The organism is Prevotella heparinolytica, assembly GCF_002998535.1.
GTDB lineage: Bacteria > Bacteroidota > Bacteroidia > Bacteroidales > Bacteroidaceae > Bacteroides > Bacteroides heparinolyticus.
The window spans coordinates 2838203-2862645 of record NZ_CP027234.1; the positions used below are offsets into that span (position 1 = coordinate 2838203).

Consider the following 24443-nt stretch of genomic DNA (forward strand, 5'->3'; position numbering starts at 1 on the left):
ATCCTGAAATTTCCTGCCATGCAAGTCGTATGGAGATTCTCCTAATTTCTTAGTGCATGCATCCATGCATCCTGAAGAGATGCTTACTTCACTTCGATGCCTTTGTTCTGCAAGGTGACGTTCAGCACTTTGGCATAATCGGCATACTGCTTCTCGTTCAAAGTTCTCTTCATCAGTTTCAGGTTGCCGTATACTGCGTTGCGTAGCAATTTCTCCTGATTTTTCCGTGCGCTTGTTGCACGCTCCATTTGCTCTGTGAAGTACTCACATATATTAGCTACTTCCTCATGCTGATTTGCATCGAGCTTAAGATACTGGCTCAACTTGCTTACGTTGATGTTACCTTCCCATTTTGCAGTTGTAGGTTGGTTTCCTGCTGCAAATGTGCCGGCAGCCAGACAGACTGCTGCCACTAATGTTAATCCTAAACGTTTCATAATACCTACTTTTTTTAAATTGTTAATCCTAAAAACTAATCTATAAAATCTAATACCTATTGAAAACTTGTCTAAGCGCTTAGTTTTTCTTTTTACCTCTGCAAAGGTAAGAACATGTTTTATAACATAAAAAATTAGAGACAGAAAGTGTGCTTTATACTCTTATTTCTTGATTTAAGTCAATTGTAGAGGTGTGAAAAAGTTCCGATTTGCTTATTTATGCAGTTAGAATGTGATGTAACAATATGTAGCAGGTATTATTTTATTCTTTTAATCACATTTTTAGTAGATATCTGATTTCCTATAAACTCTTCGTTGACTTTTCAAAAGCTACATTCTGAATTCATCTTGACTTTGGGTTGCCCCGGGAGGGATTTCGTTGAAGTATAAGATGTGTTTCCGAAAGAGGAGTGCTTACTGTGAAAGTTAAGACAAACTCTTTAACGCCAGTTCAGAATAAACAGCCATTCTTCTATTTTGAAAAATCGTATTATTTGTATCTCTTGAAGGGTAATAAAAAAGGGGGAGGAAAATTCAGTCCTATATCGATGGTACATCAGTATAGGACTGATGCAGGATGAGTCGTATACTGAAGGCACCTCAGTCGTATACTTATCCTATCCCCTCTCAGAAGTACTTCCGGTAAGGGCGCTTCCGGGTCTTGGCTCATTAAGGAAAGCGAGTCTTTAAGGGTAATCATTATTACATATTAGTTTCTCTTTCAATCCAGTCAGCCAAATGTCTTATTAGAGACAGATGAGAACAGGAATTCATGCTTCCAAATTCGCCTAAAGGGTTCTCGGTCTTTTACCTCCCCCCATACCACCACACAGTTCGGGATAAAAATACAAAAACTTACTTTGTTTTAATTATCATCCTGAACTTGGTTTTTCATATAGGGTAGAGACAAATTTTATCTGCAAATGATAAGTTTGTCTTGTATTGATGAAATCCACATCTAAGTCTTATAGGTATAGAATACCTGCTTATATCCTTGTTATCTCGAACTCAGGTCTTTATTTATTTCTCTTAGAGGATATGGATGCTTCTGCAACTTCGAAGTCGGAGGTAGAGTTATTGTCGTCGACAAATTTATTTCCATCAAACCGTCTTACTAAGGCCTTTCCTGCGTGTTTATCAATCTTATCGTTCGCCGTTTCTTGCACACCCTTGTGTCCTTTGTCTACTTTTATATCTACCACTGACCATTTGAATTCTGTGTTGGGACAGATGGTCACTACATCTTCAACCCACTCATAAGGCATAATCATCAGGGTGGCTTCGTGACTGTGGTGTCCGTCGGTCTTGTAAGCAACATTTTTGTAGTACTTTCTCTTGGCAATGTCTTCTGCTTTCGTGTAACCAGATTCTTCTATAAAAGTTTTCTTGATATTTTCCGGTGTATCGCCCAATTTAATCAGGGCTATGACACTTTTGTTGGATACGTCAAAGTTGCTCATTTCATCTTTCTTCCATTCTCCTTGCGAATACCACAGAGCCATTTCACGCACATTGTTGTCCACACCACTGACTTCTTCTTTCGGTACCCACTGATAGTCGGCTTTACTTAAATCAATAAGTTGGTCCAATCTTTTGTAATTATCTAAATTCTCCTCATTGTCTTTTAAGTATTTTTCCCTGTCGGTTCTATGGTTAATCGCTTTCTTAGCGATGATAGCAGAGGCTCCTGCAGCTAATGGATGTTGAGTGCCGTTACCCCCGAAGAGGACGATGGTAGATACCCCGAAATGTGTTTTGATGAAGTTATATTCATCTTTGAGTTCTATTCTGTTACAGGGATCAAATGGATGTACGGCCAAAGCATAATTGTCTAAATAGATAGTCTTGGATGTGGGGTTATAGATCTTGATATACTTGTCTTCATCATACGCTTGCTCGTACTCTTTCCCATCATAAGTTCGGGTAAAATAAGTACCACCATAATACACCTCTTGTATCAGAAGGTGATTGATTTTAGTTTCAGATGTTTGTTCGTTTTCGTCACCATCTCTGCGGCAACTTGTAAATACGGATAAACCAATTACTGCGAGCAATAGCCCGTTTTTCAAAAAGCTTTTCATTGTCTTATTTATTTAATTAGTGAAAAATATTTGTTAATAATTAATTAGCTTTCTATAAAAACCATGCACCAAAGCCTCCGTTTCCATGGGTAGTTACATTGAGGATGGCATCATACGCTTCTTGTGGTGTCAATCCTATCTCTTTCCCTAAATGATAGTAATACGGCTCGTTGGGGTCGGAATTAGTTGGGTCGGTGTCATAGGTATTAGTATATACTTTGAGTGGTATATTGAAACGAATCATCTCTTTCCATTCGGATTGCGGATTAGGATCATAATATGGTGCGCATATATACTTGCTTGCCCCCAGAGGCCTGCCTCCACTGCCCAGAGGCATGGGGATGATTGTTTTCTTGCCTTTCTCGCATTTCATTACCCTGACGGCCAGATAGAAATAGGGCAACAGGTTACTGCTCCTGCTGTAGATGCTTCCATTCCCAAGTGGAACAGGCCAGCCGTCGTATATCGGATCTACTTCTTCGGCAATGTCGAACTTCATGTGTCCTTTCAGTCCCACCCAGTCTTGGTCGTATGGTGCCGTGGCGCCGTCGGTATGGAATCTTTGGAACGGCGGAAGCAGTTTCTGATTGAACAGCTCGCGTACACCGTCGGCCATGTCTTCAGTAGTCCATGTGTCACGATAGGTATATTCAAACAGCTTGGGCGTCGATAATCTTAATCGGTCAAAGCTGTTTTGTCTTTTAAAGTATTCCGATTCAATCATATCCGGCTTATCTTTCCCGCGATAGCGTACATCTTTTACCATGAACGGCTGTCCCTTGTCATCGACATCACTGATGGAAATAAATGTTTGATACTGATCTGAATGTTCCAAAATACGGTTGTTGATAGGTTTTCCATTGCGGTCATAAAAAAACAGACACAATCCCCATAGTTTGGTAGATCCGCCAATGATGCGGACATACTGCGGCCCCTTTTTCCCTGAGAGCTTTTCCAGATAAGTCACTGTACTCGCGGTGTCTACCTCTACTTCTATTCCTTTCGCGGTGTTGTGGATAATCACAAATTCCTCTTGCTTCCAAGGAGCCTTCTCATAGATGAAGTTACCATGAAATTTTCCTCCTCCGTGCGGATGCCCTTCTTTGAACATGACGAGACATGTAGCCCAATCCCGGAGTGCGCCATCTGGATCGGGATTGGCTAATCCCGATTCTGTGACGATGGGAGGTTTGTATAAGTCGGCAGCAGATTGCGGCATTTTTTTCCGTGTCAGGGCATTGTCTTCATAGTCCACCTTGACATTGCCGAATATAAATTTGTCACACGACGAGCATAATGCTGCAACGGTGAAAATCAGTAGGACTGTTTGAATTATTCTTTTCATTTTAGATTGTTTAGAATATCATTTGTTTACATGGTTATCTTAGGAATACGGTTGAAAAAACTTTCATCCCCCCAGAACATGGCTTGCATATCAGTCTTGTCTGCCTTGGGGTAGAAGTGGCGGATATCATCCATACACTTCTCCCGATCTCCATCGAGGTCGGCAATCACCCTGAAGGCGATGGGATAGTCGATATCGAAACTGTTCCAAGCTGTCTGAAGTGCATTATAGTTGTATACGCCGCCATTGACGTTGTTGTCGGTGTTGCCGTACTTTCCTAATTGGTTCTCGTTGGCGGGGATGGAGACCCTATTTAGAATATGGCATATGCAGACTCTCATTTGGAATGCAATATTGGATTCCTTGAAGCGGAGCATGCCTTTGAAGCCCAAAGCATCGTAGGGTGCTCCGTCGTCCAGCGATCTTTTTTCCCTGAGTCGTATCACCGTGTTGCCTGAACGAAGCCGGTTCATGTCGTCATAATCGGTTAAATCTTTTCCAAGTTCCTCCTCAACTGGGTCGGTATCACGATACTCATAGCTGAAAATATCAGGTACCTTCTCGTTCAGTCTGAAATTGTTGATGGTTTGATAGAGCCTAAACCTTTTGCCTGTAACAGGGTCATCGTATGGCTCGGTTGCTGCAGGCTTCATGGAATTTTCAACGGATTTCTCCGTCAACTCATCACTGTATCTCACCCCATTGACTTGATTGTTATCATCGAGCGCATAGATATTCGAAGGAGAAATTCTGGATGCTTCAATTCTTTTCCCGTTAACATCTTCGGCGAAAGCGTATTTGCTGTAATAAACGCTGTCTAAAGACATGGGATAAACCAACTGCCGGCCATTCAGGGAATAATTTTGAATGGTAAAGAAGTGCTGGTGCACCAGCAGGGTGGAGTTATCCTCGTCGTCGGAATAATAACCCGAGAACTGATGGTTGATTAGCATACCGTTGACATCATAGTACTTCAGTTCAAGGCCATAGTGATACTTTTCCGATTTGATGACATCAAAAGCCTTCCTGTCGGATGTAATCGTGATGTTCCCGTTTTCGTCTTTCGACAACGCTATCTCCTGAACAAGAGGGATAGGAGTTGGTTTACTGCCACTTTCAAATGCGATGTATGTATCGTCTCGGTTATCTAATTTATGATCGGACTTCCGGGCCAGTCTCAAGATAAGTTGTACCGAGTAAATCTGCTCATGTCCTTTTACATCCCGTTCTATTGATGATGGCGGGGCTTTGACTATCTTTTTCAGAAAATTATCCACACTCTCTTCAGAGCAACTACCCAGCAACAAGAGTACACAAAGTATGGGTATTATAGAATGGATATTATTATTTTTCATTTTGTTAGAATTTTATTATTGTCTTGAATATTACGTTTGAACCTCTTGCATGGGCATAATACCTGAATCGGTCAGTGTATTCTTTATACAGGGTATTGAGTATGTTGTCACCTATTATCATCAGTTTCAATTCTCTCTGTCCGGGCAGTCTCATGCTCCATTCTGCTGTTCCGTTGAGCAAAGCATAGGCAGGTGGGGAGTCGGGTACCAAATCTTTATCCGGATCGAAGTGCGTTTGTTTGGTTACGTAGACACCCGATAACGATACGGATGCATTGTGTTTCCCTTCACGGCCGATTTTCCAATTATAGGTGCCCGACATGCCATAGCGGTCGGAAGGCATGAAAGGCAGCCATTCGTCTTGCGTGAGATTACGGGCATAGATCCATTCGCCCTTGGCCGTGATGGTGAGGCCGGCAATCGGAGTGACCGTTGCCGTAATGTCGCCTCCTGTCAACATCACATCATCTTGTCCGAAAATAAACTTCGGATATTTGCCACTGGGATGGTTATGGAATCGGTTCAACCCTTTCCCAATGGCGTCATAGATGTAGTTGTGTACACGCTGATAAAAGAAGCTCGGTTCTATGGAATACCATTCCGTGTGGTATCTCGTGCCGAATACAGCCTTGTATCCATGCTCGCTGGTCAGCTTTCGGTTACCCACCACCCAATGGGTGCCGTGATGCAACCCTGTGGCATAGAGTTCATTGATATCGGGCGGACGCCACGACCATCCGACGTTGGCACGTGCATCCCATCGGTCGGAGAGCTGATAGTGGGCGGCTAGGCTGGCTGTGAAGTTGCTGTATACTTTGAAATCCTTGTAGTATTTGTAACTCTTCAGACTGGTATACCCGTCCACATCCATCGCTCTGAAATCGTAGCGCATGCCGAGGGAGCACTGAAGTCGTCCGATTTTTGCTTGTTGCAGCAAGAATCCTCCCATGGTAAGGGCCGCATAGTTGGGAATAAAAGCTGGCTGTTTAGTACCCGGATAATTGTAGTTGGACTGATAGCTGCCCGAAAGTCCGGCTTCAGTCGTCATGTCCCATCGTTTCCACTTGGCATTCCACAACAGGTCTGTTTTGTAAGTAGTGAGGATAAGATCCTGCACAGGTATCCAACTGTACTTGTCTTGTTTCCGGTTTTCGAATTCCCATCTCAGGTTATCTTGATAAGAGAGGATGAGCGATAGCTTGTGATTTTTGTTGACATCCCATTTGATGTCGCCCTTCAAGGTGAAGTGTTGTGCCTGTTGGAAAGGTGGCTTAATGTCGTATGAGAACGGCTTGAACGAACTCTCGTCCGGTCTTCCTGCCGCAAAACGTGCCAGCAACTGGTCGATGTCGGAGATTCTGCTTGCATAATAGATACCGCTTCGCGAGTAATAAAGGCTGGTGTACAGCGTTGCTGTGATGTTCCTGTGCTGGTAACCGGCCAAAGCCGACATGCTGATGTTGTTGAATCCGGTATTGTTCAGGATATACTCGGCTGTCGAGTAATCTCCGGCTCTCTGATACATGCCGTGCAGGCGTAGCCCCACACGCTTATATCCCATTTCCATGGTTCCCGAACCATTATATCCCCGGGCATTGGTGTCGTAACCCAGATTTACGGTTCCCCGGGTTTTGAGGTGTTGATGTCCATAAGGAAGGGCAGCCTGATTGAGCAGTACTACACCTCCCATGGCTCCATAGCCATAGCGTATGGATTCGGCTCCCTTCACCACCTCTATCATGTTGGCTCCGCTGTAGTCTATCTCCGGTGCATGGTCTTCGCCCCAGCTCTGACTTTCCAGACGTACACCATCGTTGAGCAGAAGGATGCGGCTGCTATGCATGCCTTGAATGACGGGCTTGGCAATGGTGTTTCCGGTACTGATGGAGCTTACGCCCGGCACGGTCTCCAGCAGTTTGGCCAATGAGGTGTTTCCCACTTTCTCCATGGCATCTTGCCGGATGGTCGATGTCTGCTGCAATACCGAGGTTTGTTTGCGGTCAGCGACGATTGTGACTTCGGAGATTTGCTTGATGTCTTCGTGCAAAAATAAGTCGATGGTTCTCGAGGTATCGAGGCTGACGGTCTTTTCCAAGGTGCGGAAACCGATGTAAGTCACCTTCACCTTCACACTTTTCGGGTGCGTCTTCAAATCGATGACACACCGACCGTCGGTGCCCGTTACTCGCGGACTTACCGCTTCATCGCAATAGATTATTGCTCCCGCAATCGGTTCGCGGCTCCCCTCCAGCATCACCCTGAACGCTTGTTTCAGCTCTGTTTTATCCTTTGCCGTCGGTATGTCGGGCAATAGACCGGCACACGCATCACCGGGCGCAAAAAAGAAGAGCATGAATGCTATAAGCGGCACTTTATAAGATACTGCCCAAAAAATAAACTTCTTCATATAAATTATAAAAAATAGAATGTAAGATTAGGAATCGGTTCGGGCTTACACAGCATACGCTCTCTTACATCCCTTTCCCCGAAGACTTTTCCGTTTTAGTGAGAGGCCATGGCAGATTTGTGCGGCCGTTGTATGGCTCACCATGTTTTTCCCGGAAAGGAAATACGATCGGAAGAATACGGCACGAAAAACGGAACGGATGAAAGAGGTTGCTTCCAAACCAATAATACAGATGCGACTCCGAAAAGGAATCACTTCAAAAAAGATGTCCTATGTCAAAAAAATGAAGGGGGAGCCCGGAGGCTGATGGTGTTATAAGAATTGCGGCACTTGACGCGTTCCGTCGAAAGGACACGCAACACATACATCAAGAACAGAAATACCGGTGCGGCCGCATAAGATAGGGTAAGAACAGGAGAGAGGAAAGCGGAAAGAAAGAAAATGGTCTCCACCTCGACTGCGGAGTGTTCATGTTCTCCCTTGAACGGGTGGGAATGCGAAATAATCACTCCATTCACCACATGTGAGTGGGTGAATAGCGTGATGCCTCCCCAATAGGCAATGAACAGTAGCGGGAGGAACCATTTCATTATATTCCTTAGCTTCTTCAAGGCTCCTGATAATTTTGGTTTGCGAAGGTAAATCTTTTTATGATAAAAAACAAGGGAATGCGCATATTTATGCAACGGTATGCTGTAAATACCTAATTTTTGCTATTTGTGACGGGTAGGCATAGGACGGCATATGTATAGACACTATTATGGGAGGAACATCTCTTGAGGTGAAAAAGATGACAGGATACGCCTTCTCGGAAAAAACCGAAATGGGGGATTTACGGCAGCGGGCAGGTATGCCGATGAAGCAGGAATGAGCTTTACACAAACATCAGATCACTGATGATGCCGTCGGAGATGAAAATGCCCGTACGGGTGAGGCATAGGTGATTATCCTTTATTTCCAGTTTTCCGTTTTTTAAATAGGGAGTTGCAGTATCCATGCAGTGCTGCCACAGGTCTATACCGAATCTCTGCTTTACTTCTTCCAAGGATACTCCCCACATGGTGCGCAAGGAGGTCATGACGCATTCATTGTAGCGGGTTTGTCTGTCCAGGCATTCGGTCTCGAAAGCGCGTTGCCCGCTCTCCATGGAGCGGATGTAGCGGCTTAGTGAGGCAATGTTCCACTCTCGCGTGTCAATGTCGAACGAGTGTGCCGAGGGGCCGCAGCCCAAGTAAGGAATGCCTTTCCAGTAGGAAGTGTTGTGGCGCGAATACATGCCGGGTTTGCAGAAGTTGGATATCTCGTAATGTTCGTATCCGGCCGCGCCGAGCTTGTCGGTCAGCATGGCGAAGAAGCGTGTGCTGCTCTCCTCGTCCACCTCGCGGATGCGGCGGGCTTTCAGCATTTGATAGATGCGGGTGTTCTTCTCATACGTCAGGTGGTAGGCGGAGATGTGCTCTGCGTCGAGGCTGACGGCTTGTTGCAGGTCGTGTTCCCATCGGCTGTCCGTTTCGCCCGGCAGGCCATAGATAAGGTCGATGCTGATGTTTCCGAAACCGGCTTCCCGGCAATGCGCCATGGCTCTTACGGCCTGCCGGGCATCGTGCCGGCGATTCAGCAGTTTCAGCGTGGCATCGTCAAAAGTCTGTATGCCTATGCTGATGCGGTTGAAAGGAAGGCTGTGCAGCATGGCCGCATACTTTTCCGTCAGGTCGTCAGGATTGGCTTCGAGCGTTATCTCGTGGGTGGATTCCAGTCCGTAGACGGATTCGATGGTTTCGAATATCTGCCTGAAGTCCTCTTCGGCCAGTTGCGAGGGAGTGCCACCTCCAAGGTAGACGGTCTCCACCGGCTCTCTTTTCAGATAGTCTTTGCGCAGCCGCAGTTCTTGGCAAAGGGCACGGACGTATTGCGATTTTAATTCCGAACGGGTAGTGGAGTAGAAATCGCAATAGATGCAACGCGTTTCGCAAAAAGGAACATGAATGTAGATACCTGCCATGATGCTGATGAAAATTTTGTTGCAAAAATAAGTTTTTGAGGGGAGAATGTGATGCTTCGGGCAGGGGTTTGACTGAATTTTTACCCTTTTTGAAATAATTATGCATGTATAAACCGATGGGAAGAGTGTAAATTTGCAACATGGAAAAACGACTTAAACAGATATCATGAAAACAATGAAATGCCTGTGGCTGCTCTTGGCGGCAGTCCTGTTGCTGCCTGCGCACGACGTGGCAGCCAAAAATAAGAAAGAAAAAGAAGTGACCGACCGTGAGCTTTGGTGCGGTGTGCTCTATCGGATGGCCGCTCCCGTGTTGTCCGGCATGAGCGAAGGAAAGCTTCAGGAACGCATGCTGGTGGAGCTCAGCCCCACTTGGGATGGACGGGACAAGCGTGTGACCTACATGGAATGCTTCGGCCGCCTGATGGCAGGTCTGGCTCCCTGGCTCTCCTTGCCTGACGACGATACTGCCGAAGGCAAGCAACGCAAGCAGCTGCGTGAGTGGGCTTTGAAAAGCTACGTGCAGGCCGTAGACCCCGAAAGCGGGGATTACTTGCTGTGGCGCAAGGAAGGCCAGCCCTTGGTGGATGCTGCTTACGTGGCCGAAAGCTTTCTGCGCGGTTATGAGTCCCTGTGGTTGCCGCTGGACGGTCTGACGAAACAGCGTTACATCGAAGAGTTCACCCGGCTGCGCCGTGTAGACCCTCCCTACACCAACTGGCTGTTGTTCTCCTCCACCGTGGAGTGCTTCCTGCGCAAGGCAGGGGCTAAGAGTGACACCTATCGCATTGTTTCCGCCCTTCGCAAGGTGGAAGAGTGGTATGTGGGCGACGGTTGGTATTCCGACGGGCCGGGCTTTGCTTTCGATTATTATAACAGCTATGTGCTGCATCCCATGTATGTGGAGTGCCTTGAGGTCTTCACCGATAGCGGTAAGAACCGGGTGTGGAATGCCTCCGACTGTAACTTCCAGCGTGCGCAGAAGCGCATGCAGCGTTTTGGTCTTATTCTGGAGCGCTTCATCTCTCCCGAAGGAGCGTTCCCGGTGTTCGGACGTTCCATCACCTATCGTACGGGCATCCTTCAGCCACTTGCTTTGCTGGCATGGCGCGGCTGGCTGCCCCAAGAGTTGCCCGGCGGACAGGTGCGTGCTGCCATGACTGCCGTTATCAAACGCATGTTTGCCGACGACCGCAATTTCAACGAACAGGGATTCCTTACATTGGGCTTCAATGGCTCGCAACCCAACATCTCGGATTGGTACACGAATAACGGCAGCTTGTATATGGCCTCGCTGGCTTTCTTGCCGCTGGGATTGCCTGCCGACCATCCTTTCTGGACAGATGCTTCCCTTCCGTGGACTTCGAAAAAGGCATGGGGAGGAGAAGATTTCCCCAAAGACCATGCTTTCTATGAGAAATAAGGCGAAAAGATGGTTGCGGCTGTTCGTTCCGGTCGTGCTTGGGATTGGCAGCAGTTGGGGCACATTGTCCGCTCAAAGCGTGGGCATCGGCTTTCAGCCCGAAGTGCGTTTGGTGGAAGTGGGGAAAGGTTATAGCCGGACTTCCGTCAATACCACCATATTTCGCAACAACTCCGTGGTGACGCATGGTGATGAACAATACATCGGATATTATGATGGCGACGGCTTCCTGACGCTGGGCAAGCGGACGGCAGGTTCGGAACAATGGACGCTGCACCGCACGCAGTATAAAGGAAATGTGGAAGATGCCCATAATGTTGTCAGCATCATGCTGGATGGCGACGGTTATCTCCATGTGGCTTTCGACCATCACGGGCATCCGTTGAACTATTGTCGCAGTCTGGCTCCTTATTCGCTGGAACTGGGCGAGAAAAAGCCGATGACGGGCATCGACGAGCACAACGTGACCTATCCTGAGTTTTATTTGCTTCCCGGAGGAAACCTGTTGTTTGCCTACCGTTCCGGTTCGTCCGGTAGGGGCAATCTGGTGCTGAACGGTTATGATGTGAAAAACCGGAAGTGGCATCGCATACAAGACGTCTTGATAGACGGCGAGGAGCAGCGGAGTGCCTACTGGCAGATGTATGTCGACGAACGGGGAACCATCCACTTGTCGTGGGTGTGGAGGGAAACGTGGCATGTGGAAACGAACCACGATTTGTGCTATGCCCGCTCGTTTGACAACGGTGTCACGTGGTATAAGTCGGACGGTGAAAAGTATGAACTTCCCATCCGTGCGGCAAACGCCGAATACGTCTGTCGCATCCCGCAGGAATCGGAGTTGATCAACCAGACCGGTATGAGTGCGGATGCCGGGGGCAATCCCTACATAGCCTCCTATTGGAGGGATGCGGATAGTGACGTTCCTCAATATCGCGTGATGTGGCACGACGGGCAGAAGTGGAATATCCGTCAAGTCTCCTCTCGTCGCACTCCTTTCTCATTGAAAGGGGGAGGAACAAAGATGATTCCGGTTTCCCGTCCGCGCATTGTGGTGGATAAAGGTGAGGTTTTCTACCTCTTCCGTGATGTGGAGCGGGGTAGCCGTGTGTCTGTGGCGCATACCGAAGATGTTGTGACGGGTAGATGGAATATCTGCGACTTGACCGGTTTCTCGGTAGATGCTTGGGAACCTTCGCACGACACGGAGCTGTGGAAGCAGAAACGCCTGTTGCATCTGTTCGTCCAGAAAACAATGCAGGGAGACGGAGAACAGGCGGTAGAGATTGCCGCCCAGCCCATATATGTGTTGGAGGTATTGAAATGATGAAGTTTTCTCCACGCATCTCTGGTGTGTAGAGTGTTGAATAGTTTGTTATTGATAAAAGAAGATGAAGAAAATATTTTTTATGCTACCGGTTTTTGCCTTCTGTTTGGCAAACACTTCGTGCACGGCGAACGAGCCGAAAGCCGATGAAGTTCTCGGCATTATAGACAAAGTGAATGCTTATTGGCAGAAGTCGCATCCCGCGCATGGCCGTTCCTTTTGGGATAATGCGGCCTACCATACCGGAAATATGGAGGCATACTTCCTGACTGGCAATTTCGGATATTACGAGTATTCCAGAGCGTGGGCCGAACACAATGGATGGAAGGGAGCCAAGTCCGATAATAAGGCCGAATGGAAATACGGCTATGGCGAGAGCGACGAATACGTGCTCTTCGGCGATTATCAGGTCTGCTTCCAAGTATACGCCGACTTGTATTCCGTTCAACCGGATTCAGCCAAGATAGCCCGTGCGCGTGAAGTGATGGAGTATCAGATGAGCACGGCTGAAAACGATTACTGGTGGTGGGCCGATGGTCTTTATATGGTGATGCCCGTCATGACCAAGATGTATCGGATTACCAAAAATCCGCTCTACTTGGATAAACTGCATGAATATTGGGCGTATGCCAACGACATTATGTACGATGAAGAGACCGGGCTTTACTATCGCGATGCCAAGTATGTCTATCCCAAACATAAAAGCGTGAATGGTAAGAAAGATTTTTGGGCACGTGGCGACGGCTGGGTGCTGGCAGCACTGGCAAAGGTACTGAAAGATCTTCCTGAAACAGCCCCGTATCGGCAGGAATATGCCGACCGTTTCCGGGCGATGGCCGAGGCTGTGGCTGCCTGCCAACAGCCGCAGGGCTACTGGACACGTAGCATGCTCGACCCCGAACATGCTCCCGGTCCGGAGACCAGCGGAACGGCTTTCTTCACCTATGGCTTGTTGTGGGGCATGAACAACGGACTTTTGGACGAGGACACCTACCGATCCGTGGTGATGAAAGCATGGAACTATCTTATCACCGTGGCTTTGCAGCCCGATGGACGTGTGGGGTATGTGCAGCCGATCGGTGAAAAAGCCATTCCGGGGCAAGTGGTGGATGCCAATTCCACGGCTAACTTCGGTGTGGGAGCCTTTTTGCTGGCTGCCTGTGAGATGGTGCGTTTCCTGAATCGCTGATTGGATGAGCCTCAGAAGCCTGTTCGGATTTTGCTCGGTGTGCTCTTGAGGACTCTTTGGGAGGAAAATAAAACAGGCTTTTAATAAGTGTATATGTTACGCAACATATCTATTTATTTTGTATGATGAATGATAGGTGTTACTTTTACACCCAGAATGCTATTTGATATAAAACCACAATAGTTAGAACCATGAAAAGTACTTTTTGTTATGTAAGTCTTTTGGCTTTGCTGCTATCCTTATTTGCCCTTCCCTGTTACTCCAGTCTTAAACTTGCTTCAGAAGAAAAGTACGGAGCCTATCTCTTCACTTATTTTACGGGCAATCGTTGATAGAAAATTATTAAATACATCAATCATGAAAAACAGACTGAAAGTTTTTGCCATTTTGCTGATGGCGGTCTTGCTGTTGTCGGCGCAGAATTTGGTGGTGAAAGGGCCTGATGGCAAATTGCAATTGACCGTATCGTGCTCTGACGGCGGCGAAGCATGCTATGCCGTATCTTATAATGGGAAGCAGATGCTGGAAGCTTCTCCCCTCGGCATGACAACGAGTGTGGGCGATTTCAGCAAGGGATTGACGCTGAAAGAACATAAAGTCACCGCCATAGATATCTCCTACAGGCAGTCGCGCATCAAGACCTCTGAGATAAATTATCGGGCAAACGAATTGCTCTGCTCTTTTGTCAATGCCGAAGGAAAGAATGTGCAAATAACGTTTCGCATCGGTCATAACGACCTTGCTTTCCGCTATACACTGCCCAGGGAAGACGACAAAGGAAGCGTCAGGGTAGGCAGCGAGAAGACGGGATTCCGCTTTCCGTTACATACCACCACCTTTCTTACTCCGCAGAGTGATGCAATGATAGGCTGGAAACGCACGAAGCCCAGCTACGAAGAGGAATATCAAGTAGATGCTCCGATGAGTGTGCGTTCGCAATTCGGTCACGGATATACTTTCCCCTGTTTGTTCCGGGTGGGCGAAGAAGGTTGGGTACTGGTCAGTGAGACTGGAGTGGACAGCCGCTATTGCGGCTCGCGGTTGAGTGACGCCCATGATGGTTTATACAGCATTGCTTTCCCGATGTACGATGAAAACAACGGGAACGGAACGGTGGAACCGGCCTTTGCGCTGCCCGGTTCTACGCCGTGGCGCACCATAACGGTAGGCGAAGACTTAAGGCCTATTGTGGAGACTACCGTTCCTTGGGATGTGGTGGAACCGCGTTATGCAACGGTGCATGAGTATAAGATGGGACGCGGCACATGGAGTTGGATACTGTGGCAGGATGGAAGCATCAACTACGATGACCAGATACGCTATATTGATTTGGCGGCGGTCATGGGATATGAATATGTATTGGTGGATAATTGGTGGGATAAGAATATCGGTCACGGACGTATGAAGCAACTCGTTGACTATGCCCGCGGCAAAGGTGTGGATGTCTTCTTATGGTACAGTTCGAGCGGCTACTGGAACGATATCGAGCAAGGGCCTATCAACAGAATGGACAACTCCGTCATTCGCAAGCGAGAGATGCGTTGGTTGCAAAGTCTGGGCGTGAAGGGTATCAAGGTAGACTTCTTCGGAGGAGATAAGCAGGAGACCATGCGCTTGTACGAAGAGATTCTGAGCGATGCCGACGACCATGGGCTGATGGTGATATTTCATGGTTGCACCTTGCCTCGAGGTTGGGAACGAATGTATCCCAACTATGTGGGCAGTGAGGCGGTGCTGGCCTCGGAGAATCTCGTCTTCAATCAGCACTTTTGCGATAACGAGGCGTTCAATGCCTGCCTGCACCCTTTCATTCGCAATGCCGTAGGAAGCATGGAGTTTGGAGGTGTGGTCTTGAACAAACGTCTGAACCGGGACAACAATGGAGGGACGGTGCGCCGTACAACGGACATCTTCCAGTTGGCTACTTCCGTATTATTCCAAAACCCCATCCAGAACTTTGCTTTGGCTCCCAACAACCTGACAGATGCTCCCCGACTCTGTCTCGATTTCATGAAGAAGGTGCCTACCACTTGGGACGAGACACGCCTGGTCGACGGTTATCCGGGAAGGTATGTCGTTTTGGCCCGTCGTCACGGTGATATGTGGTATGTGGCTGCCATCAATGCCATGAACGAGGTGCTGAACCTAAGACTGCCTCTTCCGATGTTGAAGGCCGGAGAAAATGTTTCCCTTTATTTTGATGATAAGAAGTTGCAACCGCAGCAGAAGGCGGAGAAAGTCAAGGCCGACGGTACGATGCAGATCACCGTTCGGCCTATGGGTGGTGTCGTACTGGTACAGTAGATACATATAAGCACCTGAGTTCAGTATAGACGGTTGCTTTTGCCAAAGATGAGGGGCAGCATCCTGTCGGGCGATTCCTGAATACACCGGTTTACAGCGATTAGTCAGAAGAGAAGAGGGCCTTTTACGTCGACCTCCCTCCTCTTGTTTTGACAGCTGCAATCCTTTGTCTTGACAGAGGCAAGTGTTCAAGCCGACAGACACAAGTGTTTGAGCCGTCAGACGCAAGTGTCTGACAAGACAGGAGTAAACGCTTGATAACCAATGTGGTTTGGCTTTAAAATACAAGTCGCCGGATAAGGCTATCGACCTGCTTCTTATCTCGGACTCAGGTATATAAGCAGTAAATACATAATAATATGAATATGATGAAAAGACTTTTCAAGATATTGTTTGCCGGCTTGCTGTCGGCTGTGGCTGCTACTTCGCAAGCCGGAACGAACCGTGTGACGAATGAACCCGATTCGGTCTATCTCTTTTCCTATTCCCATCGGGATGGAGGTGGTGGATTACGGTTTGCCTGGAGTGCCGATGAAAGCAGATGGTTTAGTGTGGCCGACGGTTTTTCCTATGTCAATTCGGATTTCGGTCCGTGGGGAAGGGCAAAGAAAATGTTCAAGTCGCATCTGATGCAGAGTCGTACCGATGGACGTTGGCATTGTGTATGGTCGGCTACGGAGACTGGTAAGGCGCTGGCCTACGTCTCTTCTTCCGACTTGCAGAAGTGGGGACGTCAGAGCTACTTTGCGCCGTCCGACCTCGATAAATTCGTGCCCGAAGATGTATATCCTACGTTGGCAAAGACAGTTTTGATAAATGGATTGGAACAGGACGGTTGGGTGCAGAGAGTGGCATACAACACGGTGGGGCGGCTCATCCGCTATACCGAGCATAAGCGCTATCGTGCATTGCAGAATGCCGAACGCATGGCACAAGACCCTGTGCGCTTTGTAGGATTGAAACCGTTGCAAGCTACCGTCACGGTAAAGGCTGAAGCGGGCAAAAAGATAAGCGATCATTTGATAGGCATCTTCTTTGAAGACATCAATTATGCTGCCGACGGTGGATTGTATGCGGAGCTGATTCAGAACCGTGACTTTGAATATGCTCCCGCTGATCGTGGTAATGACCTGAATTGGAATAGTACGCATTCTTGGGCATTGGCCGATGCCGGTTCTGCAACGCTCAACGTTGAAACACTTAGCCCGCTTCATCCCAATAATCCGCATTATGCGGTGCTGGAAGTGAGATCTGCCCCGGGGGCAGGACTTGTGAATAGCGGTTTTGACGGCATTGCCGTAAAGAAAGGTGCACGCTATGATTTTTCCCTCTTTGGTAAAGTCCTTGAAGGTAAGGGAGGCAAGGTGGTGGTGAAGTTGCTTGATACGAACGGTGCGGTGATAGGACAATCGTCTGTCACTATCTCCTCAAAAGACTGGAAACAGCAAAAGACTGTTGTAACGGCAACGGCTGACGTGCCTGTCGCTTCTTTGGCTATCTATCCTCAGGTGGCAGGCAAGTATGCGCTTGACATGGTTTCTCTCTTCCCGCAAGAGACGTTCAAAGGGCGTAAGAACGGTCTACGTGCCGATTTGGCGCAGACACTTGCCGACCTGCATCCCCGTTTCTTTCGTTTCCCCGGCGGATGCGTGGCCCACGGAGACGGTGTGGACAATATATACGATTGGAAAGGCTCTATCGGCCCTCTTGAATCCCGCAAGCCTTTGCGCAATCTTTGGGGCTATCATCAGACACGCGGCTTGGGCTATTTTGAGTATTTCCAGTATTGCGAAGATATTGGAGCCGAACCGTTGCCTGTACTTGCAGCCGGTGTACCTTGTCAGAACTCCGGTACGTGTGCCCATCATTCAACGGACGAGCTGACCTGCATGGGGCAGCAGGGCGGCATTCCGATGGAGGAAATGGATAAATATATTCAGGATGTGCTCGATCTGATAGAGTATGCCAATGGAGATGCCCGTCGCACGAAATGGGGGAAGATGCGTGCCGAAGCCGGCCATCCGAAGCCTTTCAACCTCAAGTTCATCGGCATTGGCAATGAAGACATGATAACCGATGTCTTTGAAGAACGCTTTACGCTGATATACAATGCCGTCAGGGAGAAGCACCCCGAAATAACTGTCATCGGGACAGTGGGACCTTTCTATGAAGGTACGGATTATGAAGAAGGGTGGGAATTGGCCACACGCCTCGGTGTACCTATGGTGGACGAGCATTATTATGTGGAGCCGGGCTGGCTTATCCATAACCAGGATTACTACGACCGCTACGATCGCAACAAGCCGAAGGTGTATTTGGGAGAATATGCTTCCCATGTATCGGGCAGACACAACAACATCGAAACGGCTTTGACGGAGGCTTTGTACCTCACTTCTGTGGAACGGAACGGGGACGTGGTATCTATGACTTCTTATGCCCCGTTGTTGGCCAAAGAAGGACATACACAGTGGAATCCGGATTTGATTTACTTCAATAATACGGAGGTGAAGCCTACGGTGAGCTACTATGTGCAGCAAATGTATGGGCAACATTCCGGTTCCGAGTATCTGCCCTCTGTGGTCAGTCTAGACAATCAGCCGGATGCCGTGCGTAAGCGTGTCGGTGTATCGGTGGTGAAAGATAAAGCTCGTGGTGACTATATCGTGAAGCTTGTCAATCTGCTTCCCGTGAAGGTCGCTTCCCGCATACGGTTGGAGGGGGTTTCTTTAGTGGACCCATCTGCCACAAAAACGCTCTTGACAGGTGAACCGCAAAGTAAGGATGCCAAGCCCGTAACTTCTCCTTTCGAGATTGGCGAAGAGGAATTTTCCTATGAGATGCCTCCCTATTCGTTTACGGTGATACGCATCGGGCAGGGAGAGAAGAAATAGGTGCTGTTTTGATTTCATTTTCGGTCTTTTAATCTGTACTCATTGGCGCATCATCCGGGCGTTCCTACGAAAAATAGATAGAAGGCAGAAAGTGGAAGCTGAAATGCACCCTAAACAGTTTTAGGAGTGACGAAGAATTTAACTTAATCTGATAGAAACCATGAAAAGAGTATTAGTATGGGCACTTGCCGCGACTATGGCCGGTGCAGTGTTGGCGCAGAAGCAGAAAACCATTCACACGGGATATCCGATAGAACCGGTTCCCTTTACTTCCGTCAAGGTGGTGGATGGTTTCTGGGGACAACGTCTCAAGGCCAGTCGTGAAGTGACAGTTCCGTTGGCTTTCAGCAAGTGTGAGGAGACCGGACGTTACGAGAATTTTGTAAAGGCTGCTCACCCCAGTGATGAATATAAGGTGGGAGGTTTTTCTTTCGACGATACGGATGTATATAAGACTATCGAGGGAGCTTCCTATATGCTGCAGACTTATCCGGACAAAAAGTTGAAGAAGTATATAGACAGTGTACTCGTCATCGTTGCCGCTGCTCAAGAGCCGGATGGCTACCTTTATACGGCTCGCACCATGAATCCGAAGCATCCGCATAGCTGGTCGGGACCGGAACGATGGACGAAGGTAGAAGTGTTAAGCCATGAATTCTACAACTTAGGGCACATGGTGGAAGGTGCTGTGGCACATTACCAGGCTACGGGTAAGCGGAATTTCCTTGACATTGCCATCCGTTATGCCGATTGTGTCTGCAAGAATATCGGTGATAAACCGGGGCAAAAACGCCTTGTGCCGGGACATCAGATAGCCGAAATGGCTTTGGTGCGTCTTTATACCGTGACAGGCGACAAGAAGTATCTCGATCAGGCTAAGTTTTTCCTTGACGCACGCGGAACGACCACTATAAAAGATATCTATTCCCAGTCGCACCTGCCGGTTTTGGAGCAGGATGAGGCGGTGGGGCATGCCGTTCGTGCCGGTTATATGTATTCAGGCATGGCAGATGTGGCTGCCATCACGGGCGACAGTTCCTACATCAAGGCTATCGACAAGATTTGGGAGAACATCGTCGGCAAGAAGCTATACATCACGGGCGGTGTCGGTGCCCGTCATCAGGGTGAGGCTTTTGGCGACAACTATGAGCTGCCCAACCTGACCGCCTATAACGAAACCTGTGCGGCCATTTCCAATGTCTACCTCAATTATCGCCTTTTTTTGCTGCATGGCGATGCCAAATACTTCGACGTGCTGGAGCGTACGCTCTATAACGGGTTGATTTCGGGCGTTTCGCTGGATGGGGGTAAGTTCTTCTATCCTAACCCCTTGTCTTGCGACGGTAAGTACAGGTTCAATGCCGACCGTACCATTACCCGCCAGCCTTGGTTCGGTTGTGCCTGTTGCCCCAGCAACATCAGCCGCTTCATCCCTTCGCTTCCGGGATATGTCTATGCGGTGAAGGACGATAAAGTGTATGTCAATCTTTTCCTGTCCAACCGGGCTGCGTTGAAGGTTAACAAGAAAGACGTCGTGCTTGAGCAGCAGACCTCTTATCCTTGGAATGGAGACATTCGCCTGACGGTGACGAAAGGTGGCGGGCAATTCGGCATGAACATCCGCATTCCGGGATGGGTGCGTGGCAGTGTGCTGCCGAGTGACTTGTATTTTTATGCCGACAATCAGAAACCCCTCTATCGGGTGTCGGTCAACGGAAGTCAGGTACAGGGCGAGTTGGCCAACGGTTACCTCTGCGTAGAGCGTAAGTGGAAGAAAGGGGATGTGGTGGAGATTCACTTCGACATGCCTGTGCGTGTGGTGAAAGCCAACGACAAGGTGGGGGCCGACCGAGGTCGTGTGGCTGTGGAGCGCGGTCCTCTTGTATATTGTGCCGAATGGCCGGACAACGCTTTTAATGTGAGCAATGTCATCTTGAATCGTCATCCCGAATTTCAGGTAGTGGAAAGACCGGATATGCTTTGCGGCATCAACGAAATCACGACAGAGGCGCAGGCTTTAAGCTACGATGCTGCGGGCAAACTGGCCTTGAAGGATGTAAAGCTGACGCTGATTCCTTATTACGCTTGGGCGCACCGCGGAGAGGGACGCATGGATGTGTGGTTGCCGATAGAAGTCGGTGCAGCTTCGGCAAAGCCTTAACAGCCCTTGGAAGTCGTGCGTCGTGCCTTTGGGAAGTCGTGCGTCGTGCCTTTGGGAAGTCGTGCGTCGTGCCTTTGGGAAGTCGTGCATCGTGCCTTTGGGAAGTCGTGCATCATGCCTTTGGGAAGTCGTGCATCATGCCTTTGGGAAGTCGTGCATCATGCCTTTGGGAAGTCGTGCATCATGCCTTTGGGAAGTCACCGCCCACTCCTTTGGGAAGTCATTTCAAGGTGTGCCGGAAACCGGAATATCAGACTCATTTACTTTTGCGGCGGTACGTAAGCGTATCTTGCATACCGCCTTTTAATTATAAACATATTTATCATGAAGAAACATTTCATTACCGCTTTGTTTGCCGTTTTGACCCTGTCGGCAAACGCGCAATCCTTCAACGAATGGCGCGACCCTGAAGTCAACGCCGTGAACCGTGCCCCGATGCACACCAACTATTTCGCCTACGAGTCGGCCGAGGCTGCGGCTCGCGGGGTAAAAGAACAATCTGCCAACTACATGACGCTGAACGGCACTTGGAAATTCTTTTGGGTGAAAGATGCCGATGCTCGTCCTGTCGACTTCTGGAAAGAAGGTTTCAACGATAAGGGGTGGAGCAATATGCCCGTGCCCGGCGTGTGGGAGCTGAATGGCTTCGGCGACCCTATCTATGTGAATGTGGGTTATGCTTGGCGCAATCAATTCGTGAACAATCCCCCTTATGTACCGACAGAAAACAACCATGTAGGCTCTTATCGGCGTGAAGTGACCGTGCCCGCCAACTGGAACGGCAAGGAAATCATCGCCCATTTCGGTTCTGTCACCTCTAACATCTATCTGTGGGTGAACGGGCGCTATGTAGGTTATAGCGAAGACAGCAAGCTGGAGGCGGAATTCAATCTTACTCCTTATCTGAAGCCGGGGCAGAAGAACCTGATAGCTTTCCGAGTATTTCGTTGGTGCGACGGCACATACCTCGAAGATCAAGACTTCTTCCGTTATAGCGGTGTAGGTCGCAACTGCTATCTCTATGCGCGCGATAAAAAGCGCATCGAAGACATCCGCGTGACGCCCGATTTGGATGCCGGTTATCAGAATGGCTTCTTGCGTGTGTCGGTCAGCCTGAAAGGTAGCGGCAACGTGAATCTGGAACTGCTCGATGCCACCGGCAAGCAAGTGGCTGCGCAGACGGTGCATGGCGGCGTGGCGGTGATGAATGTGGAGAATCCGCAGAAGTGGACTGCCGAGACACCTTATTTATATACGTTGCGTGCCACGTTGCAGGGCGGCAGCGAAGTGATTCCCGTAAAAGTAGGCTTCCGCAAGATAGAGCTGAAAGGAGAACAATTGCTGGTTAACGGGCAGCCTGTGCTATTCAAAGGAGCCAACCGCCATGAGATAGACCCGGACGGCGGGTATGTGGTATCGCCCGAACGCATGATACAGGATATTCAGGTGATGAAGAAGTTCAATATCAATGCCGTGCGCACCTGCCATTATCCGGATGACAATCTCTGGTACGACCTCTGCGATAAATATGGCATCTATGTGGTGGCTGAGGCCAATGTGGAATCGCATGGCATGGGCTATAAGGAAAAGACTCTTGCCAAGAACCCTGCTTATAAAAAAGCGCACATGGAACGCAACCAACGCAACGTGCAACGTGGCTTCAATCATCCCTGCATCATCTTTTGGTCGTTGGGCAATGAGGCGGGCTACGGTCCTAACTTCGAGGCTGCCTACGATTGGGTGAAGGCAGAAGACCCAAGCCGTGCGGTGCAGTACGAGCAGGCCCGCAAGGATGGCAAAACCGATATATTCTGTCCGATGTACTATCGCTATGATGATTGCCGGGCTTATTGTGAAGATGCCTCCTACACCAAACCGTTGATTCAATGTGAGTATGCGCATGCCATGGGCAACTCTCAAGGCGGCTTTAAGGAGTATTGGGACTTGGTGCGCAAATATCCTAAATACCAAGGCGGATTTATCTGGGACTTCGTAGACCAATCGGTGCGGTGGACTGGTAAAAACGGAAAGATGATTTATGCTTATGGAGGCGACTTCAACCGGTTCGATGCCAGCGATGTGAACTTCTGCAACAATGGTTTGATTAGTCCCGACCGTGTGCCCAATCCTCACATGTATGAAGTAGGGCGCATTTATCAGAACATCCGGACTACTCCTGCCGACCTGAAAAACGGTGAGATTAACGTGTATAACGAGAACTTCTTCCGCGACCTTTCTGCCTACTATCTGGAATGGGAAGTCTTGAAAGGCGGTAAAGTGATGCGTACGGGGCGTGTGGATAATCTGAATGTAGCCCCCCAACAGACGGTTGCCGTCAAATTGGATCTGGGCAAGACATGCCAATGCACCGAATGGCTGCTGAACGTTTCCTATAAACTGAAAAACCGTGAGGGGTTGCTGCCTGCCGGCTATGTAGTGGCCAAAGAGCAACTTGCGCTGAATCCTTATAAAGCCCCTGTCATGGACTTGGCAAACGTAGAAACGAAGAACATGCCGGCTGCGGCTCCGCAGATGCAAGAGAACGACTATAACTATCTTATAATAGGTAATGAGACGTTCCGTGCAGAGTTCAGCAAGCATAGCGGCTATTTGACAAAATATGAAGTGAACGGACAGGATATGATAAAAGAGGGTGCAGCCTTGACGCCAAACTTCTGGCGTGCGCCTACCGACAACGACTTCGGTGCTGCGCTGCAACGCAAGTATGACGCATGGAAGAATCCTGAAATCAAACTGACCTCGCTGAATCGCCGCATCGAAAACAAGCAGGTGATTGTGGAAGCTGCCTATGACATGCCTGCCGTATCGGCCAAGCTGAATCTGACATACGTCATCAACAACACCGGAGCCATCAAAGTCACGCAGAAGCTTACTGCCGACAAAAACGCCAAAGTGTCCAATCTCTTCCGTTTCGGCATGCAGATGCCCATGCCCCGTTTGTTTGATGCGGTGGAATATTACGGTCGTGGCCCGGTTGAGAACTACATCGACCGTAATCATGCCGCCGACCTCGGCATCTATCGTCAGAGCGTGGCCGAGCAGTTCTATTCCTATATCCGTCCGCAGGAAAACGGAACGAAGACCGACATCCGCTGGTGGAAGATGTTGAGTGCCGCAGGTAGCGGTCTGCAAGTGGTGGCCGACGCTCCTTTCTCGGCATCGGCATTGCACTACACCATCGAGTCGCTGGACGAAGGCTGGGAAAAACAAAACAGACATTCGCCCGAAGTGGAGGAAGCCGACCTGACGAATTTCTGCATCGACAAGGTGCAGATGGGGTTGGGATGCGAAAACAGTTGGGGACACATTGCCCGTCCGGAATATCAGTTGCCTTATGGCGATTATGAATTTACGTTCATTCTCTCGCCGGTGAAGCATGAGGTAGGACTTGATTAAAGGATTCATTTTTTCCTTTCTATACTGAACATACTTCCCAATACAACTGAAGCCACCTCCCAATACAACTGAGGTGGCTTCAATCGTATTGGGAGACAAAGTCT

General features: G+C 48.7%; 14 protein-coding genes. 7 read left to right on the forward strand and 7 right to left on the reverse strand.

Going from position 1 to position 24443, the window contains the following annotated elements:
• Window positions 1–83 precede the first annotated feature (83 nt).
• The 7 genes from C3V43_RS11425 to hemW all read right to left on the reverse strand — a co-directional run bounded on the left by C3V43_RS11425 (window position 84) and on the right by hemW (window position 9627).
• Complete coding sequence (locus C3V43_RS11425; protein WP_106069918.1) at window positions 84–437, reverse strand: hypothetical protein; 354 nt, start codon at window positions 435–437, stop codon at window positions 84–86.
• 1016 nt (window positions 438–1453) lie between these two features.
• Window positions 1454–2518, reverse strand: coding sequence for a DUF4876 domain-containing protein (locus C3V43_RS11430; protein ID WP_106069919.1), 1065 nt, complete (start codon window positions 2516–2518; stop codon window positions 1454–1456).
• A 52-nt stretch (window positions 2519–2570) separates the two neighbouring features.
• Entirely contained in the window at window positions 2571–3863 is a 1293-nt protein-coding gene (locus C3V43_RS11435) for a hypothetical protein (RefSeq protein WP_106040934.1), read from the reverse strand.
• A gap of 26 nt (window positions 3864–3889) precedes the next feature.
• Window positions 3890–5218, reverse strand: coding sequence for a hypothetical protein (locus C3V43_RS11440; RefSeq protein ID WP_106069920.1), 1329 nt, complete (start codon window positions 5216–5218; stop codon window positions 3890–3892).
• A gap of 4 nt (window positions 5219–5222) precedes the next feature.
• Window positions 5223–7625, reverse strand: a complete 2403-nt coding sequence (locus C3V43_RS11445) for a TonB-dependent receptor (protein ID WP_394336139.1) — start codon at window positions 7623–7625, stop codon at window positions 5223–5225.
• Window positions 7626–7900: 275 nt separating this feature from the next.
• A complete protein-coding gene (locus tag C3V43_RS11450) occupies window positions 7901–8215 on the reverse strand; it encodes a DUF8478 family putative metalloprotein (RefSeq protein ID WP_235655842.1) in 315 nt (104 codons plus the stop codon).
• A gap of 284 nt (window positions 8216–8499) precedes the next feature.
• The gene (gene hemW, locus C3V43_RS11455) at window positions 8500–9627 is read right to left on the reverse strand and encodes a radical SAM family heme chaperone HemW (protein ID WP_106069922.1); all 1128 of its coding nucleotides are present in this window, start codon (window positions 9625–9627) and stop codon (window positions 8500–8502) included.
• A 166-nt stretch (window positions 9628–9793) separates the two neighbouring features.
• Between hemW and C3V43_RS11460 the strand changes: the two genes are divergently transcribed.
• The 7 genes from C3V43_RS11460 (at window position 9794) to C3V43_RS11490 (ending at window position 24339) form a co-directional block, all read left to right on the forward strand.
• Window positions 9794–11050, forward strand: coding sequence for a DUF2264 domain-containing protein (locus C3V43_RS11460; protein ID WP_106069923.1), 1257 nt, complete (start codon window positions 9794–9796; stop codon window positions 11048–11050).
• A complete protein-coding gene (locus tag C3V43_RS11465) occupies window positions 11040–12377 on the forward strand; it encodes an alpha-l-rhamnosidase (protein ID WP_106069924.1) in 1338 nt (445 codons plus the stop codon). Before C3V43_RS11460 ends, C3V43_RS11465 begins: the two co-directional genes overlap by 11 nt.
• A 64-nt stretch (window positions 12378–12441) precedes the next feature.
• Complete coding sequence (locus tag C3V43_RS11470) at window positions 12442–13566, forward strand: glycoside hydrolase family 88/105 protein (RefSeq protein WP_106069925.1); 1125 nt, start codon at window positions 12442–12444, stop codon at window positions 13564–13566.
• Window positions 13567–13923: 357 nt separating this feature from the next.
• On the forward strand, window positions 13924–15870 hold the full coding sequence (locus tag C3V43_RS11475) for a glycoside hydrolase family 97 protein (RefSeq protein WP_106069926.1): 1947 nt from the start codon (window positions 13924–13926) through the stop codon (window positions 15868–15870).
• A 365-nt stretch (window positions 15871–16235) separates the two neighbouring features.
• Window positions 16236–18761, forward strand: coding sequence for an alpha-L-arabinofuranosidase family protein (locus C3V43_RS11480; RefSeq protein WP_394336140.1), 2526 nt, complete (start codon window positions 16236–16238; stop codon window positions 18759–18761).
• Between the two features lie 160 nt (window positions 18762–18921).
• A complete protein-coding gene (locus C3V43_RS11485; RefSeq protein WP_106069927.1) occupies window positions 18922–20922 on the forward strand; it encodes a glycoside hydrolase family 127 protein in 2001 nt (666 codons plus the stop codon).
• Window positions 20923–21246: 324 nt separating this feature from the next.
• Window positions 21247–24339 carry a glycoside hydrolase family 2 TIM barrel-domain containing protein gene (locus tag C3V43_RS11490; protein ID WP_106069928.1) on the forward strand — a complete coding sequence of 1031 codons (3093 nt, stop codon included), beginning with the start codon at window positions 21247–21249 and terminating at the stop codon, window positions 24337–24339.
• Window positions 24340–24443 lie beyond the last annotated feature (104 nt).

Coding starts and splice junctions, on each gene's coding strand:
- C3V43_RS11470 (WP_106069925.1), top strand. CDS start 12,442: ATGAAGAAAATATTTTTTATGCTACCGGTTTTTGCCTTCTGTTTGGCA.
- C3V43_RS11465 (WP_106069924.1), top strand. CDS start 11,040: ATGAGAAATAAGGCGAAAAGATGGTTGCGGCTGTTCGTTCCGGTCGTG.
- C3V43_RS11485 (WP_106069927.1), top strand. CDS start 18,922: ATGAAAAGAGTATTAGTATGGGCACTTGCCGCGACTATGGCCGGTGCA.
- C3V43_RS11450 (WP_235655842.1), bottom strand. CDS start 8,215: ATGAAATGGTTCCTCCCGCTACTGTTCATTGCCTATTGGGGAGGCATC.
- C3V43_RS11445 (WP_394336139.1), bottom strand. CDS start 7,625: ATGAAGAAGTTTATTTTTTGGGCAGTATCTTATAAAGTGCCGCTTATA.
- C3V43_RS11460 (WP_106069923.1), top strand. CDS start 9,794: ATGAAAACAATGAAATGCCTGTGGCTGCTCTTGGCGGCAGTCCTGTTG.
- C3V43_RS11425 (WP_106069918.1), bottom strand. CDS start 437: ATGAAACGTTTAGGATTAACATTAGTGGCAGCAGTCTGTCTGGCTGCC.
- hemW (WP_106069922.1), bottom strand. CDS start 9,627: ATGGCAGGTATCTACATTCATGTTCCTTTTTGCGAAACGCGTTGCATC.
- C3V43_RS11490 (WP_106069928.1), top strand. CDS start 21,247: ATGAAGAAACATTTCATTACCGCTTTGTTTGCCGTTTTGACCCTGTCG.
- C3V43_RS11435 (WP_106040934.1), bottom strand. CDS start 3,863: ATGAAAAGAATAATTCAAACAGTCCTACTGATTTTCACCGTTGCAGCA.
- C3V43_RS11440 (WP_106069920.1), bottom strand. CDS start 5,218: ATGAAAAATAATAATATCCATTCTATAATACCCATACTTTGTGTACTC.
- C3V43_RS11480 (WP_394336140.1), top strand. CDS start 16,236: ATGATGAAAAGACTTTTCAAGATATTGTTTGCCGGCTTGCTGTCGGCT.
- C3V43_RS11430 (WP_106069919.1), bottom strand. CDS start 2,518: ATGAAAAGCTTTTTGAAAAACGGGCTATTGCTCGCAGTAATTGGTTTA.
- C3V43_RS11475 (WP_106069926.1), top strand. CDS start 13,924: ATGAAAAACAGACTGAAAGTTTTTGCCATTTTGCTGATGGCGGTCTTG.